Genomic DNA, 12738 nt, shown 5'->3' with positions numbered 1-12738 from the left:
AAGGGCAGGGAGCAAGACATGAACGATCCGAAATCGGAAGCCAGGTACGAATCCATCCTGCTGCGCGTGTTGTGGATGATCGTCTTTTTGCTGGTGTGGCAAGTGGCGCAATTCATCCTCGGCGCGGTGGTGCTGGTCCAACTGATCTATCGTTTGATCTATGGCGCCCCGAGCGCCAGCCTGATGAACTTCGGCGACAGCCTGAGCCAGTTCCTGGCGCAGATCGGTCGTTTCGGCACTTTTCACAGCGACCAGAAGCCTTGGCCGTTCGCGGACTGGCCGACGCCGCGTACGCCGGAAGGTGAAGCGCCACACGTTGTGGCGCCCGCACCGCATCCGGTTCGAGATGAGGAACCGAAATTATGAAACTCTGGGTATTGCGTCATGGTGAAGCCGAGCCACACGGTACGCGTCCGGACTCCGAGCGGGCCTTGACCGTCAAGGGACGTGAAGAGGTATTGCGCACTGCCGCCGAATTGATCGGCCAGCCGCTCACCGCCATTTATGCCAGTCCTTTCCTGCGAGCGCAGGAAACCGCCATGCTGGTCCGTGAAGCGCTGGGCTTTCTACCTGAAATCCGCACCGTCGAATGGCTGACACCCGACTACCGCCCGCAAACGGTGGCGGAGCAATTGGTGTCCGTCGATCATGCGCTGCTGGTCAGTCACAACCCGCTGGTGGGCAACCTTTTGGGCTACCTTCAGAATGGCCATGTGCAGGACCCGGAGAGGGTCCCTACCGCCGGCCTTGCCGAGCTTGAAGGCGAAGGACCGCTGGCTGGCGCGATGAAGCTCAACGGCATCAAACACCCTGGATGAATGACCCTGCCCCTGGGGGAGCGAGGCTTGCCCGCGATGCAGCCACCGCGGCGTCATGGTAAACCGCGTTGATGCCATCGCGGGCAAGCCACGCTCCCACAGGATAGGGTTGGCGGTGCTGCAAGCGCAGCGAGACGGTGCTGTGGCAGGATCGGTGATGAATAAAAACCAGCAAAGGATGTCAGCATGAGTTTGTGGCGTACCACTCCCAACATCGAGCAGTTGAACGCACTCCAGAAAAATACCATCGGCGAAGTGCTGGATATCCGCTTCGAAGACTTCGATGAAGCGTCCCTGACCGCCAGCATGGTCGTCGACCACCGCACCCACCAGCCTTACGGCCTGCTGCACGGCGGCGCCTCGGTGGTACTGGCCGAAACCGTCGGTTCCATGGCCAGTTACCTGTGCATCGATACCAGCAGGTTTTATTGCGTGGGCCTGGAGATCAACGCCAATCATTTGCGTGGCTTGCGCACGGGGCGAGTGACAGCGGTAGCCAGGGCGATTCACATTGGACGTACGACCCATGTCTGGGACATCCGGCTGACCAGCGATGAGGGCAAGTCCAGTTGCATCTCACGATTGACCATGGCAGTGGTGCCATTGGGTGAGAATCCGCCAGCGCGTTGAATGGTGAAAGATCAAAAGAACGCAGCCTGTGGCAGTTCCTACATCGCGCACCCTTGCGGTCTTTTGATATTGGCGACATTTCCTACCACCATTGCTGACAGTTTCGGTCATTGCTGTAGGACCTCGTCTTACGGACAATCATCGCCTGGTCTCGCTCATGGATTTGCCTGTATGTCGCAACAGATATTCTTCGCCCACGCCAATGGTTTTCCTTCGGGCACCTACGGCAAATTGTTTGCGGCGCTGGCGCCCGAGTATCGGGTGACGCATCTGGAGCAGCATGCCCACGATCCGCGTTTCCCGGCGGACGACAATTGGCACAACCTGGTCGACGAGTTGATTCATCACCTCCAGCAGCAACCAGAGCCGGTGTGGGGTGTCGGACATTCCTTCGGCGGAGTGTTGCATTTGCATGCGGCCCTGCGTTGCCCCGAGCTGTATCGCGGGGTGGTCATGCTCGATTCACCCGTGCTGACCCGTGCCGATCAATGGGTCATCCGCGCCGCCAAGCGCTTCGGTTTCATCGATCGCCTGACGCCGGCGGGCCGTACCCTCGGCCGTCGCGAAGAGTTCGCCGATCTCGAGGCTGCGCGAGCGTATTTCGCCGGAAAGACCTTGTTCCGAAGTTTCGACCCGGAATGCTTCGATGCTTATCTGCAACACGGTTTGCACAAGGTTGGCGACAAGCTGCGGCTGCGCTTCGACCCGGCCACGGAGATCAGCATCTATCGCGGCGTGCCCCACACCAGCCCTGGCCGGGCGTGGCAGCTGAAAGTGCCGTTGGCGGTTGTTCGTGGGCACAAGAGTCGGGTGGTCATGCGTCATCACGCCAGTTCCGTCGGGCGCATGCCCCTGGGCGAGTCACTGACGATGCCCGGCGGTCACATGTTTCCTCTCGAGCGGCCCCAGGATACGGCCATGCTGCTGAAGAATCTGTTCAGTCGCTGGGAAGGTCGCCGCCAGCAGGATTGTGCATGAGTCCGGTCGTCGAAGAAGTACGCCTGAGCCTGCCGCATATTGAATTGGCGGCGCATCTGTTCGGACCGCAGGACGGGATGCCGGTGATTGCCTTGCACGGCTGGCTGGACAACGCCAACAGCTTTGCCCGGCTGGCACCGAAGCTCAAGGGGCTGCGCATCGTCGCCTTGGACATGGCCGGTCACGGTCACTCCGGACATCGCCCCCCGGGCGCCGGTTACGCACTCTGGGATTACGTCCATGACGTGCTGCAAGTGGCCGAACAACTGGGCTGGAAACGCTTCGGGTTACTGGGGCACTCGATGGGCGCGATTGTTTCCCTGGTGCTGGCCGGATCATTGCCGGAGCGGGTGACCCATCTGGCCTTGATCGACGGCATCATCCCTCCTACGGACAAAGGCGAAAATGCCGCCGAGCGCATGGGCATGGCCCTGCAAGCCCAGCTGGATCTGCGGGAGAAACGCAAACCGGTCTACAACACCCTCGATCGCGCCATCGAAGCGCGCATGAAAGGGATGGTGGCGGTCAGTCGCGAAGCCGCCGAGCTGTTGGCGCAACGGGGGCTGATGCCGGTACCGGGTGGTTACACCTGGCGCACCGATAACCGTCTGACATTGCCATCGCCCCTGCGTCTGACCACCGAACAAGCGATGGCCTTCGTCCAGCGGGTCGGCTGTCCTGCAAAACTGGTGGTCGCCGCCGACGGCATGCTCGCCAGACATTCCGAGCTGCTGGACCGTCTACCCTTTAGCCGTGAACAGCTGCCTGGCGGCCATCATTTGCACCTGAACGACGCAACCGGCGCCGACCTTGTAGCAGACTGTTTCAATCGGTTCTTCGCCGTTCCTTGACTTGCGCCGGGCAACTGTCGAGGCTGGGCGGGTTGAAATGGGAGACAACCATGATAGATCTCTACACCGCTGCGACCCCGAATGGCCACAAGGTCTCTATCGTGCTCGAGGAACTCGGCTTGCCCTACAGGGTGCACGCCTTGAGTTTCGACAAGAAGGAACAGAAATCCGAGGTCTTCCTCAAGATCAATCCCAATGGCCGCATTCCGGCGATTGTCGACCGTGCCAATGGCGATTTTGCCGTATTCGAATCCGGTGCCATCCTTGTTTATCTCGCTGAACTGAGCGGCAAGCTGCTGCCCACTGACCCGAAAGGGCGTTCGGTGGTGCTGCAGTGGCTGATGTTCCAGATGGGCGGAATCGGCCCGATGCAGGGGCAGGCCAACGTGTTCTTCCGCTATTTCCCGGAGAAACTGCAGGGTGCCATCGACCGTTACCAGCATGAAACCCGTCGTCTCTATGAAGTGCTCGACACGCGCCTGCAAGCGGTAGAGTTCCTGGCGGACGAGTATAGCATCGCCGATATTGCGACCTTTCCATGGGTCCGTGGCCACGAGTGGTCCGGCGTCGACGTGGAAGGTTTGCCAGCCCTGCAACGCTGGATGGCGACCATGGAGGCGCGCCCGGCAGTACAGCGTGGTTTGCTGGTGCCCGAACGCACCGACGATGCCAGCGTCGTCAAAGGCGCCCAGGCCATGCTGATCCGATGAGCCTGACCATGCGTTCATTCAGTCTGCTGGCACTGTGCTGTTTCAGTCCTTTATCGTTTGCCGCCGATGTCCCGGGCAGTCAGGACCTGCCGATCGTGCCGCGCATGGCCGATGCGCAGATCGTCGACTATCGCCCGGTCGCCGAGCTCGAGCGGATCTACCCGCTGGGATCGATCCGCAAGATCAGCGGTCAGTTGCGCTTCGATGGTCAGGTCAGCGCCCGTGGCACTGCGACTTCGGTCACCTACGAGCTGCCTGCGGAGCACTCGTCAATCGATGCGTTCACTGCCGCCCGCGAATCCCTGCAGAAGCAGGATGCCCAGTTGCTGTTCTGGTGCCAGGCCCGGGATTGCGGGGAAAGCAGCCTGTGGGCCAATGATGTCTTCGGCAACGCCAAGCTCTATGGTGCCGACGATCGGCAAGCGTATCTGCTATTGCGTCTGGCGGCGCCCCGGGACAACACACTGGTGGCGCTTTACAGCATCACCCGCGGCAATCGTAAAGCCTATCTGCATGTCGAACAATTCGAGGCCGCGGCGCCGCTGGGCGATTTGCTGCCAACGTCCGCGACATTGCTGCGCGAGCTCAAGAGCACCGGTGAACTCGATTTTCCGCAATTGACCGGTGAGCCTGACGAGACCTGGCTGCGCTTGATCTCCCGTGGATTGAATCTTGATACCACCTTGCGGGTCAGTGTTTCCGGGCCCAAGGCCGAAGCCTGGCGCCAGGCCCTGATCGGGCGGGGCGTGCGTACGGCCAGAATGGAAGCCGGCAGTGTCGAGGGCTCTGGCCTGCACCTCGAACTGTTGCGATAAGCTGTATCGGGTGAATGTGCTCGCATGTTCACCTGCTTTTTTGGCTGACTGACTTTTTTCGAGACTGGGATGATCAATAACGATCGGCTGTTGGTGCAGATCCTGCTCCTGGTGCTGTTTGGCGCGAGCTTCTGGGTGATGGCGCCGTTCTGGTCCGCGTTGTTCTGGGGCGCGGTGCTGGCCTTCGCCAGCTGGCCGCTGATGCGCTTGCTGACCCGCTGGCTCAACGGGCGCGAATCCCTGGCGGCGGCGCTGTTGACCATGGGCTGGATGGTGCTGGTGGCGGCGCCGCTGGTATGGCTGGGGTTCAACCTGGCGGACCATGTGCGCGATGCCACGGCGTTCATCAAGGATGTGCAGGTCGATGGCCTGCCTGAAGCACCGGTCTGGCTGGGCAGTATTCCCTTGGTGGGCGAGCGCCTGGTGGGGATCTGGAACAGCATCGACCAGCAGGGCGCGGCGATGATGCTGGCGATCAAGCCCTATCTGGGCCAGGTCGGTAACTGGTTGCTGGCGCGCAGTGCGCAGATCGGTGGCGGGATTCTCGAGCTGACGTTGAGCATTGTCTTTGTGTTCTTTTTCTACCGCGACGGGCCGCGGCTGGCGGCTTTTGTTCATGGGTTGCTGCAGCGGCTGATCGGTGATCGAGCCGGCTATTACATCGAACTGGTGGCAGGAACGGTGCAGCGCGTGGTGAACGGGGTGATCGGGACGGCGGCGGCCCAGGCGGTACTGGCGTTGATCGGGTTCCTGATTGCGGGGGTGCCCGGGGCGCTGGTGCTGGGGATCGTCACTTTTTTGCTGAGTCTGATTCCGATGGGGCCGCCGCTGGTGTGGATTCCGGCCACGGCCTGGCTGGCCTGGAAGGGTGATTACGGGATGGCGGTGTTCCTCGGGTGCTGGGGGATGTTCATCATCAGCGGGGTCGACAATGTGCTCAAGCCTTACCTGATCAGTCGGGGCGGCAATTTGCCCCTGGTGATCGTGTTGCTCGGGGTGTTTGGCGGGCTGATCGCGTTCGGGTTCATCGGGTTGTTCATCGGGCCGACCTTGTTGGCCGTGGCTTACAGCTTGCTGACCGACTGGAGCAAGAGTCAGGCCCGGGTCGAGGATCGCCGGCCTTGAGAGGCCTGGTGGGTGCGCGGTTCGTCCCGGCAGATGATGGCGCGGGCGTGTTGAATCGAATTCGACACAATGGGGCTCAAGAGCCAGGCTTGCTGGAGCCGCCCCGACGATTTACCTATCATCGGGTCCCGCAGCGCCGCTGGTTCCGCTACAATGCGCGCCGATTTCGACCTGCCTGAGAGCCCACTCATGTCCGCCTGCCAGACTCCCATCATCGTCGCCCTGGATTTCCCTACCCGTGACGCCGCACTGAAGCTGGCCGATCAGTTGGACCCGAAGCTGTGCCGGGTCAAAGTCGGTAAGGAACTGTTTACCAGCTGCGCCTCGGAAATCGTCGGCACCCTGCGTGACAAGGGTTTCGAAGTCTTCCTGGACCTCAAGTTCCACGATATCCCGAATACCACCGCGATGGCCGTCAAGGCCGCTGCGGAAATGGGCGTGTGGATGGTCAACGTGCACTGTTCCGGTGGTCTGCGCATGATGGCCGCCTGCCGCGAAGTGCTCGACCAGCGCACCGGCCCGAAGCCGCTGTTGATCGGCGTGACTGTGCTGACCAGCATGGAACGTGAGGACCTGGCGGGAATCGGCCTGGACATCGAGCCGCAGGAGCAGGTGCTGCGTCTGGCCGCACTGGCGGAAAAAGCCGGGATGGACGGTCTGGTCTGCTCGGCCCTGGAAGCCCAGGCCCTGAAATCGGCTCACCCGTCGTTGCAACTGGTGACCCCGGGGATCCGTCCGGCGGGCAGCGCCCAGGACGATCAGCGCCGTATCCTGACCCCGCGTCAAGCGCTGGATGCCGGTTCCGATTACCTGGTGATCGGCCGTCCGATCAGCCAGGCGGCGGATCCGGCCAAGGCCCTCGCCGCTGTGGTGGCAGAGCTCGCTTAACCAAACGCCTAAGATTCAACTGTGGGAGCGAGCCTGCTCGCGAAAGCGGTGTATCAGTCAACATTAATGTCGACTGACACTCCGTCTTCGCGAGCAGGCTCGCTCCCACAGTTGTTTTGCGGTGTCTCCAGATGTCGGGTTAAACCTTCAACACCAACTTCCCGAAATTCTCCCCGCTGAACAATTTCATCAGCGTCTCCGGGAACGTCTCGAGCCCTTCGACGATGTCTTCCTTGCTCTTGAGCTGCCCCTTGGCCATCCAGCCCGCCATTTCCTGCGCGGCAGCGGCGTACTGTGCGGCGTAATCCATCACCACGAAACCTTCCATTCGCGCGCGGTTGACCAGCAGCGACAGGTAGTTGGCCGGACCCTTGACCGCTTCCTTGTTGTTGTACTGGCTGATGGCGCCGCAAATCACCACCCGTGCCTTAAAGTTCAGGCGGCTCAGCACGGCGTCGAGGATATCGCCGCCGACGTTATCAAAATAAACATCCACACCTTTCGGGCACTCGCGCTTGAGCCCGGCGTGGACGTCTTCGTTCTTGTAATCAATGGCACCGTCAAAACCCAGTTCGTCGATCAGGAACTGGCACTTGTCGGCACCGCCAGCGATGCCGACGACGCGGCAACCCTTGAGCTTGGCAATCTGCCCGGCAATGCTGCCCACCGCACCGGCCGCTCCCGAGAGCACCACGGTGTCACCGGCCTTGGGCGCACCGACGTCGAGCAGGGCGAAGTAGGCGGTCATCCCGGTCATGCCCAGTGCGGAAAGATAGCGCGGCAGCGGCGCCAGTTTCGGATCGACCTTGTAGAAACCCCGTGGCTCGCCGAGGAAATAATCCTGCACGCCCAAGGCTCCGTTGACGTAGTCCCCGACCGCAAAACCCGGAGAGTTCGACGCAATGACCTGGCCTACACCCAATGCACGCATGACCTCGCCAATACCGACTGGCGGAATATAGGACTTGCCCTCGTTCATCCAGCCGCGCATGGCCGGGTCCAGGGACAGGTATTCGTTTTTGACCAGAATCTGACCCGCGGCCGGTTCGCCGACCGGAACTTGCTGATAGGTAAAGGTCTCGCGGGTCGCCGCACCCACCGGACGTTTGGCGAGCAGGAACTGGCGATTGGTCTGGGTAGTCATGACAGGCACTCAAGATGAATGAAGTCTTGTTGATAGCCCTTGATGATCTTTGCTGCAAGTCGCGCCGATGCCGCGAATGCAGTCTGATCCAGAACAGTGATGGCTGGCCCGGCGGTTGTATCACTGTCACCCATGGGCGCTCAACCGGCCTTCTGATAGTGCTGCCGCGCCACGGATGCCTGTGGCTAGACTGCGCCAGCGAACCCCCGCATCTTCTCTACGAGGACATAACAATGAGCATGACGTTTTCCGGCCAGGTGGCAGTGGTGACAGGGGCGGCCGCCGGTATTGGCCGCGCGATGGCCCAGGCATTTGCCGCAGAGGGCTTGAAAGTAGTGGTGGCCGACCTCGATACGGCGGGTGGCGAGGGCACGGTAGCGTTGATTCGTACGGCGGGCGGTGAGGCAACCTTCGTACGTTGCAACGTCACCCTGGAAAGCGATGTAAAAAATCTGATGGACGAAGTCGTGAATACCTACGGCCGTCTCGACTACGCCTTCAACAACGCCGGCATCGAGATCGAGAAAGGCAAACTGGTCGAGGGTACGATCGACGAATTCGACGCGATCATGGGCGTCAATGTCAAAGGTGTCTGGCTGTGCATGAAGTACCAATTGCCCTTGCTGCTGGCCCAGGGCGGTGGTGCGATCGTTAACACCGCGTCGGTGGCCGGCCTGGGAGCGGCGCCGAAGATGAGTATCTACGCCGCCTCCAAACATGCGGTGATCGGCCTGACCAAATCGGCGGCCATCGAATACGCCAGGAAAAAGATTCGCGTGAATGCGGTGTGTCCGGCAGTGATCGATACCGACATGTTCCGTCGCGCCTATGAAGCGGATCCGAAGAAGGGCGAGTTCGCCAATGCCATGCACCCGGTGGGTCGCATCGGCAAGGTCGAGGAGATAGCCAGCGCGGTGTTATACCTGTGCAGCGATGGTGCAGCGTTCACCACCGGCCACTCGTTGGCGGTGGACGGGGGTGTCACGGCATTCTGAAGCCAGGCACTGCGGTGCAAAACCCCACAGTGGTGTAAAGCCCCTGATGTAGGAGCAAGCTTGCTCGCGATGGTCTCAAGGACGATGCGTTTATTCAGAAGAAACGCGTTATCGTTGACGTCTATCGTCGGAACGCCGCCCGGAGCAAGCTCGCTCCTACATCGGGCGCCGGACAATGTGTTTCCAATGGTTAGGGCCGAAGATTCTGGCGGCGTTGTCGCACATCCCATCGCGTATTCCTGTGATTAACTGTTCCAGCAAAACGAACAGGAGTTTGCTTGCTCATGGAATTGAGAATCGATCGACAGGCCTTGGTGCCGCTCGTCCAGCAAATAGTCGATGCGCTGGCGGGCTGGCTCCGGCAAAGCGAAGTATTGCCGGGAACCCGTTTACCTTCTGCGCGGCAAATCGCGCGGGATAATCTGCTCAGTCAGTCCAGTGTCGTTGAAGCGTGTGAGCGTCTGGTTGCTGAAGGGGTGCTGGCGGCGCGTCAGGGTAGCGGATTTTTTGTCGCCGACCCGGCATTGGCTGCGCGCAGGCTACGGGATTACCCCTGGTTCGAAGGGGCGGCGGTAAAGCACGATGACGTCTTTGGTGAACTGAAATTGGGCTGCGGTGGACTGCCCGTAAGCTGGCGCGAGACTGACGACCTGGGTTACGCGATCCGTGAGATCAGTCGCACCGACATGGCGGGTCTGTTCAACTACGGTACCCCGTTGGGCCTGCCAGCCCTGCGCCAACACATTCTCAAGCGCCTGCTGCAACTGGATATCGCCGTACAGGAACACCAGATACTGACAACGGCGGGCGCCAGCCAGGGGCTTGATCTGATTGTGCGCACCTTGCTCAAGCCGGGGGAGTGCGTGGTGGTGGAAAGTCCCGGGTACTCGATGCTGTTCGAGCTGCTCCGGCTGCACGGCGTTCACATGATCGAGGTGCCGCGAACGCCGAGCGGGCCCGATATCGAAGTGCTCGAGGCGCTGCTCCTGCAGCACCGGCCCCGAGCAGTGTTCATCAACAGTTTCTACCACAATCCAACCGGCAGCAGCCTGACGCCGAAAGTGGCCCAGCGGGTTTTGCAACTGGCGAAAACTCACAGGGCGCTGGTCGTCGAAGATGACGTCTATGCCGATTTATCCGGCGGGCCAGGTACTCGGCTCGCCGCGCTGGACTGCGCGGATAACGTGATTTACGTCGGCAGTTTCTCCAAAACCCTCAGCAGCTCGTTGCGGGTTGGTTTTGTGGTCGCCGGCACGGGGGTTGTTTCGCGACTGGCCAAAGTCAAGATGGTGAGTAGCATGGGCGCGTCACTGTTCTGCGAATCGGTGCTGGCTTGCCTGCTGGCCAGTGGTGCCTACCGCAAGCTGGTCCAGCGACAGCGCCAGCGTTTGAACCGCGACCGGGAGGCCGCCTTGCAAGTGCTCGAAGATGCTGAGTGGGAGGTCTTCGGCAAGCCCGCCGGGGGCTTGTTCATCTGGGCGCGATCACGGATGGCCGACTATGCTCAGGTGCGGACGCAGGCACTGCGCTTCGGCGTCCTGCTGTCTTCAGCGACGGCCTTCAGTCCCACTGGACAGCCCGGTGACTGGCAGCGTATCAACGTGGCCTATGCCAGTGATCCGCGCGCCTTGGCGTTTTTCCAGGCCACCACTGCGGATCGACCTCAAGCGTTCTGAAAACGACGGGGACGTAGCTTTTTGCCATTATTCCGATGCCAGAGACTTGTGTTGATACAGGCCCGTTGCGACTCTGCGTCAATAGACTCTATCAGGGGATCAGGTGCAATGATTTCGGCCGTGCAAGGACGTTTTGCCAACCTCGGTATGGCGAAAAAACTGGCTATCGGGTTTGTACTCGTACTGCTGTTGACCGCTGTGGTGGCAGCCATCGGCGTAGGGTCCCTGCAGACCATCAGCCAGCGCTTCGACGGGCTCAAGCAAATGTCGTCGCTCAACAGCGGTCTGCTCAAGGTGCGACTGCTTGAGCAGGAGTACGCGTTGGGCGGCAATGCGAAGACCGCCGAAGCCCTGCACAAGGGCGTGGAAGACCTGATCGCCCTGGCGACCGAACTCAAGGCCCGGTCCGCGGCAAACGTGCCGGTGATGGAGGATGTCGAGCAATCCCTGAACGCCTATCGCAAGGCCTTTGACGAGTTCGTCTCGCTCAGCCAGTCCAAGGACCTGGCGCTGGAAATGGCCAGTTGGTCGGTGTCCAGCGTGGCCAATAACCTCGATGTGCTGCAGGCCGGGCTGGCCGATGACGGCGCCTACACCTTGAAAGAATCCGCAGGCAAGGATGGCGCGCAGTTTATCGAGCAAGCCAGTCAGGTCAGCCAGGTGTCGCGGCTGATGTTGCAGGCCATGAACGAAGCGCGCGTGCGCCTGGACCAGAGCCGCAAGGGTGACGACAGCGCGGCGCAGGGCAAGATCGAGCAGGCCGACCTGGCGCTGACCCAGGCTGAGCAACTGAAAACCACGATCAAGGATGAGGGCTACCAGACGGTGCTCAATGAAGTGGCCGGTCACATCGGCGGTTTCAGCGAGAAACTCGCCGAATACACGGGCCTGCTGGCCCAGGAAAAAATCGTCTATGAGCAACTGCATCAGCGCGCCACGCATGTGGTGGAACGAGTGGACAAAGCCTATGTTACCGAAGACCAATTGATGCAGGCCGAATTGAAAAAGAATTCGTTGCTGATCATCGGCTCGTCGGCGCTGGCCTTGCTGGTCGGGGTGATTGCAGCCTGGGTGATTACCCGGTTGATCGTGGCACCGTTGCGCAGCGTGATCCGTGTTGCGCAACAGATTGCCGCTGGTGATTTGAGTACAACGGTTGAAGTGGCCCGTCGTGACGAAATCGGTCAATTGATGCAGGCCATGCAACAGATGGGGGCCGGGCTCAGCAGTATTGTCAGCGGCTTGCAGGCCGGCATCGAGCAACTGGCCAGTTCGGCACAATCGCTGTCTGCGGTGACGGAACAGACCAATTTGGAAGTCAGCAGTCAAAAGGAAGAAACCGATCAGGTCGCTACAGCGATGAATCAGATGACCGCGACCGTGCACGACGTTGCGCGTAACGCGGAAGAGGCCGCTCAGGCGGCGCAGACGGCGGACGACAAGGTTGAAAGTGGCCAGCAGGTAGTGCGTCAGAGCATGGCCCGGATCGAGCAACTGGCAGACTCCGCGACCTCGGCCAGTTCGAGTATCGAAAGCTTGAGTGCGCAAATCCAGAACATCGGTACGGTGCTCAGTGTCATCAAGAGCGTGGCCGAGCAAACCAATCTGTTGGCGCTCAACGCCGCTATCGAGGCGGCGCGGGCCGGCGAGCAAGGCCGGGGCTTTGCGGTGGTGGCCGATGAAGTGCGCGCATTGGCCAAACGGACCCAGCAATCGACGGAGGAGATCGAACGACTGGTCAGCGCCTTGCGTTCGGCGGCGCACTCGTCGGTACAGCAGATTCAGAACAGTGGTGAGTTGGTGAAGCTGGCCGTCAGCGATGCGTTGCAGACTGAGAGTGCGCTGGGCAGTATTGCTGCGGCGGTATCGTTGATTCAGCAAATGAACCAGCAGATCGCGGCGGCTGCCGAGGAGCAGAGTTCGGTGGCCGAGGAGATCAATCGCAGTGTGACGAGTATTCGCGCCAGTGCGGACCAGTCTTCGTTGGCGATGCAGGGGAATGCGGCGTCCAGTGTTGAGCTGGCGCAGTTGGGGGTTGAGTTGAAGGGGATGGTTGGGCACTTTCGGCTTTGATGTGCGCTTGGACTTGGCGGCCTGGTAGCCGACCA

The 12738-nt window shown here is 60.8% G+C and carries 14 protein-coding genes and 1 pseudogene; 13 read left to right on the top strand and 2 right to left on the bottom strand.

Going from position 1 to position 12738, the window contains the following annotated elements; translation table 11 throughout:
• The first annotated feature begins 18 nt into the window (after window positions 1-18).
• From J2W17_RS27070 to pyrF, 9 genes are all read left to right on the top strand, one after another.
• Window positions 19-366: a DUF4389 domain-containing protein gene (locus tag J2W17_RS27070; protein WP_307342015.1), complete on the top strand. Its 348-nt coding sequence runs from the start codon at window positions 19-21 to the stop codon at window positions 364-366.
• Window positions 363-818, top strand: a complete 456-nt coding sequence (gene sixA, locus J2W17_RS27065) for a phosphohistidine phosphatase SixA (protein ID WP_307342013.1) — start codon at window positions 363-365, stop codon at window positions 816-818. Before J2W17_RS27070 ends, sixA begins: the two co-directional genes overlap by 4 nt.
• A 186-nt stretch (window positions 819-1004) precedes the next feature.
• Window positions 1005-1448, top strand: a complete 444-nt coding sequence (locus tag J2W17_RS27060; RefSeq protein ID WP_307342010.1) for a hotdog fold thioesterase — start codon at window positions 1005-1007, stop codon at window positions 1446-1448.
• A 171-nt stretch (window positions 1449-1619) separates the two neighbouring features.
• Window positions 1620-2426 carry an alpha/beta fold hydrolase gene (locus J2W17_RS27055; RefSeq protein ID WP_307342007.1) on the top strand — a complete coding sequence of 269 codons (807 nt, stop codon included), beginning with the start codon at window positions 1620-1622 and terminating at the stop codon, window positions 2424-2426.
• Complete coding sequence (locus tag J2W17_RS27050) at window positions 2423-3277, top strand: alpha/beta hydrolase (protein WP_307342004.1); 855 nt, start codon at window positions 2423-2425, stop codon at window positions 3275-3277. The genes J2W17_RS27055 and J2W17_RS27050 overlap by 4 nt, the downstream gene beginning before the upstream one ends.
• A gap of 50 nt (window positions 3278-3327) precedes the next feature.
• Window positions 3328-3987, top strand: coding sequence for a glutathione S-transferase family protein (locus tag J2W17_RS27045; RefSeq protein WP_307342001.1), 660 nt, complete (start codon window positions 3328-3330; stop codon window positions 3985-3987).
• A gap of 8 nt (window positions 3988-3995) precedes the next feature.
• Window positions 3996-4802 carry a DUF4892 domain-containing protein gene (locus J2W17_RS27040; RefSeq protein WP_307341998.1) on the top strand — a complete coding sequence of 269 codons (807 nt, stop codon included), beginning with the start codon at window positions 3996-3998 and terminating at the stop codon, window positions 4800-4802.
• A gap of 69 nt (window positions 4803-4871) precedes the next feature.
• Window positions 4872-5927 (top strand): AI-2E family transporter, encoded by a 1056-nt coding sequence (locus J2W17_RS27035; RefSeq protein ID WP_150799828.1) that lies wholly within the window; start codon window positions 4872-4874, stop codon window positions 5925-5927.
• A gap of 189 nt (window positions 5928-6116) precedes the next feature.
• The gene (pyrF, locus tag J2W17_RS27030; RefSeq protein ID WP_008148060.1) at window positions 6117-6815 is read left to right on the top strand and encodes an orotidine-5'-phosphate decarboxylase; all 699 of its coding nucleotides are present in this window, start codon (window positions 6117-6119) and stop codon (window positions 6813-6815) included.
• Between the two features lie 139 nt (window positions 6816-6954).
• Here the strand turns inward: pyrF and J2W17_RS27025 are convergent, their stop codons facing one another.
• Complete coding sequence (locus J2W17_RS27025) at window positions 6955-7959, bottom strand: NADP-dependent oxidoreductase (RefSeq protein ID WP_307341995.1); 1005 nt, start codon at window positions 7957-7959, stop codon at window positions 6955-6957.
• Window positions 7956-8093 carry a hypothetical protein gene (locus J2W17_RS27020; RefSeq protein WP_307341992.1) on the bottom strand — a complete coding sequence of 46 codons (138 nt, stop codon included), beginning with the start codon at window positions 8091-8093 and terminating at the stop codon, window positions 7956-7958. The genes J2W17_RS27025 and J2W17_RS27020 overlap by 4 nt, the downstream gene beginning before the upstream one ends.
• Before the next feature lie 99 nt (window positions 8094-8192).
• Between J2W17_RS27020 and J2W17_RS27015 the strand changes: the two genes are divergently transcribed.
• From J2W17_RS27015 to J2W17_RS31190, 4 genes and pseudogenes are all read left to right on the top strand, one after another.
• Window positions 8193-8954 (top strand): SDR family oxidoreductase, encoded by a 762-nt coding sequence (locus J2W17_RS27015; protein ID WP_307341989.1) that lies wholly within the window; start codon window positions 8193-8195, stop codon window positions 8952-8954.
• Between the two features lie 284 nt (window positions 8955-9238).
• Window positions 9239-10630, top strand: a complete 1392-nt coding sequence (locus J2W17_RS27010; RefSeq protein ID WP_307341987.1) for an aminotransferase-like domain-containing protein — start codon at window positions 9239-9241, stop codon at window positions 10628-10630.
• A 108-nt stretch (window positions 10631-10738) separates the two neighbouring features.
• Window positions 10739-11842 (top strand): annotated as a pseudogene (locus J2W17_RS31195) (HAMP domain-containing protein); the annotation flags it as partial.
• Window positions 11822-12703 (top strand): methyl-accepting chemotaxis protein, encoded by an 882-nt coding sequence (locus J2W17_RS31190; RefSeq protein WP_373460043.1) that lies wholly within the window; start codon window positions 11822-11824, stop codon window positions 12701-12703. The pseudogene J2W17_RS31195 and the gene J2W17_RS31190, both read left to right, overlap by 21 nt.
• Window positions 12704-12738: the final 35 nt, after the last annotated feature.

Origin of the sequence: Pseudomonas lini, from assembly GCF_030812475.1 — a bacterium.
Lineage (GTDB): Bacteria > Pseudomonadota > Gammaproteobacteria > Pseudomonadales > Pseudomonadaceae > Aquipseudomonas > Aquipseudomonas lini_A.
Note: the sequence above shows the minus strand (reverse complement) of the source record. Positions and strands in the feature narration are given on the sequence as shown.

Coding starts and splice junctions, on each gene's coding strand:
- J2W17_RS27070 (WP_307342015.1), top strand. CDS start 19: ATGAACGATCCGAAATCGGAAGCCAGGTACGAATCCATCCTGCTGCGC.
- sixA (WP_307342013.1), top strand. CDS start 363: ATGAAACTCTGGGTATTGCGTCATGGTGAAGCCGAGCCACACGGTACG.
- J2W17_RS27060 (WP_307342010.1), top strand. CDS start 1,005: ATGAGTTTGTGGCGTACCACTCCCAACATCGAGCAGTTGAACGCACTC.
- J2W17_RS27055 (WP_307342007.1), top strand. CDS start 1,620: ATGTCGCAACAGATATTCTTCGCCCACGCCAATGGTTTTCCTTCGGGC.
- J2W17_RS27050 (WP_307342004.1), top strand. CDS start 2,423: ATGAGTCCGGTCGTCGAAGAAGTACGCCTGAGCCTGCCGCATATTGAA.
- J2W17_RS27045 (WP_307342001.1), top strand. CDS start 3,328: ATGATAGATCTCTACACCGCTGCGACCCCGAATGGCCACAAGGTCTCT.
- J2W17_RS27040 (WP_307341998.1), top strand. CDS start 3,996: ATGCGTTCATTCAGTCTGCTGGCACTGTGCTGTTTCAGTCCTTTATCG.
- J2W17_RS27035 (WP_150799828.1), top strand. CDS start 4,872: ATGATCAATAACGATCGGCTGTTGGTGCAGATCCTGCTCCTGGTGCTG.
- pyrF (WP_008148060.1), top strand. CDS start 6,117: ATGTCCGCCTGCCAGACTCCCATCATCGTCGCCCTGGATTTCCCTACC.
- J2W17_RS27025 (WP_307341995.1), bottom strand. CDS start 7,959: ATGACTACCCAGACCAATCGCCAGTTCCTGCTCGCCAAACGTCCGGTG.
- J2W17_RS27020 (WP_307341992.1), bottom strand. CDS start 8,093: ATGGGTGACAGTGATACAACCGCCGGGCCAGCCATCACTGTTCTGGAT.
- J2W17_RS27015 (WP_307341989.1), top strand. CDS start 8,193: ATGAGCATGACGTTTTCCGGCCAGGTGGCAGTGGTGACAGGGGCGGCC.
- J2W17_RS27010 (WP_307341987.1), top strand. CDS start 9,239: ATGGAATTGAGAATCGATCGACAGGCCTTGGTGCCGCTCGTCCAGCAA.
- J2W17_RS31190 (WP_373460043.1), top strand. CDS start 11,822: ATGCAGGCCATGCAACAGATGGGGGCCGGGCTCAGCAGTATTGTCAGC.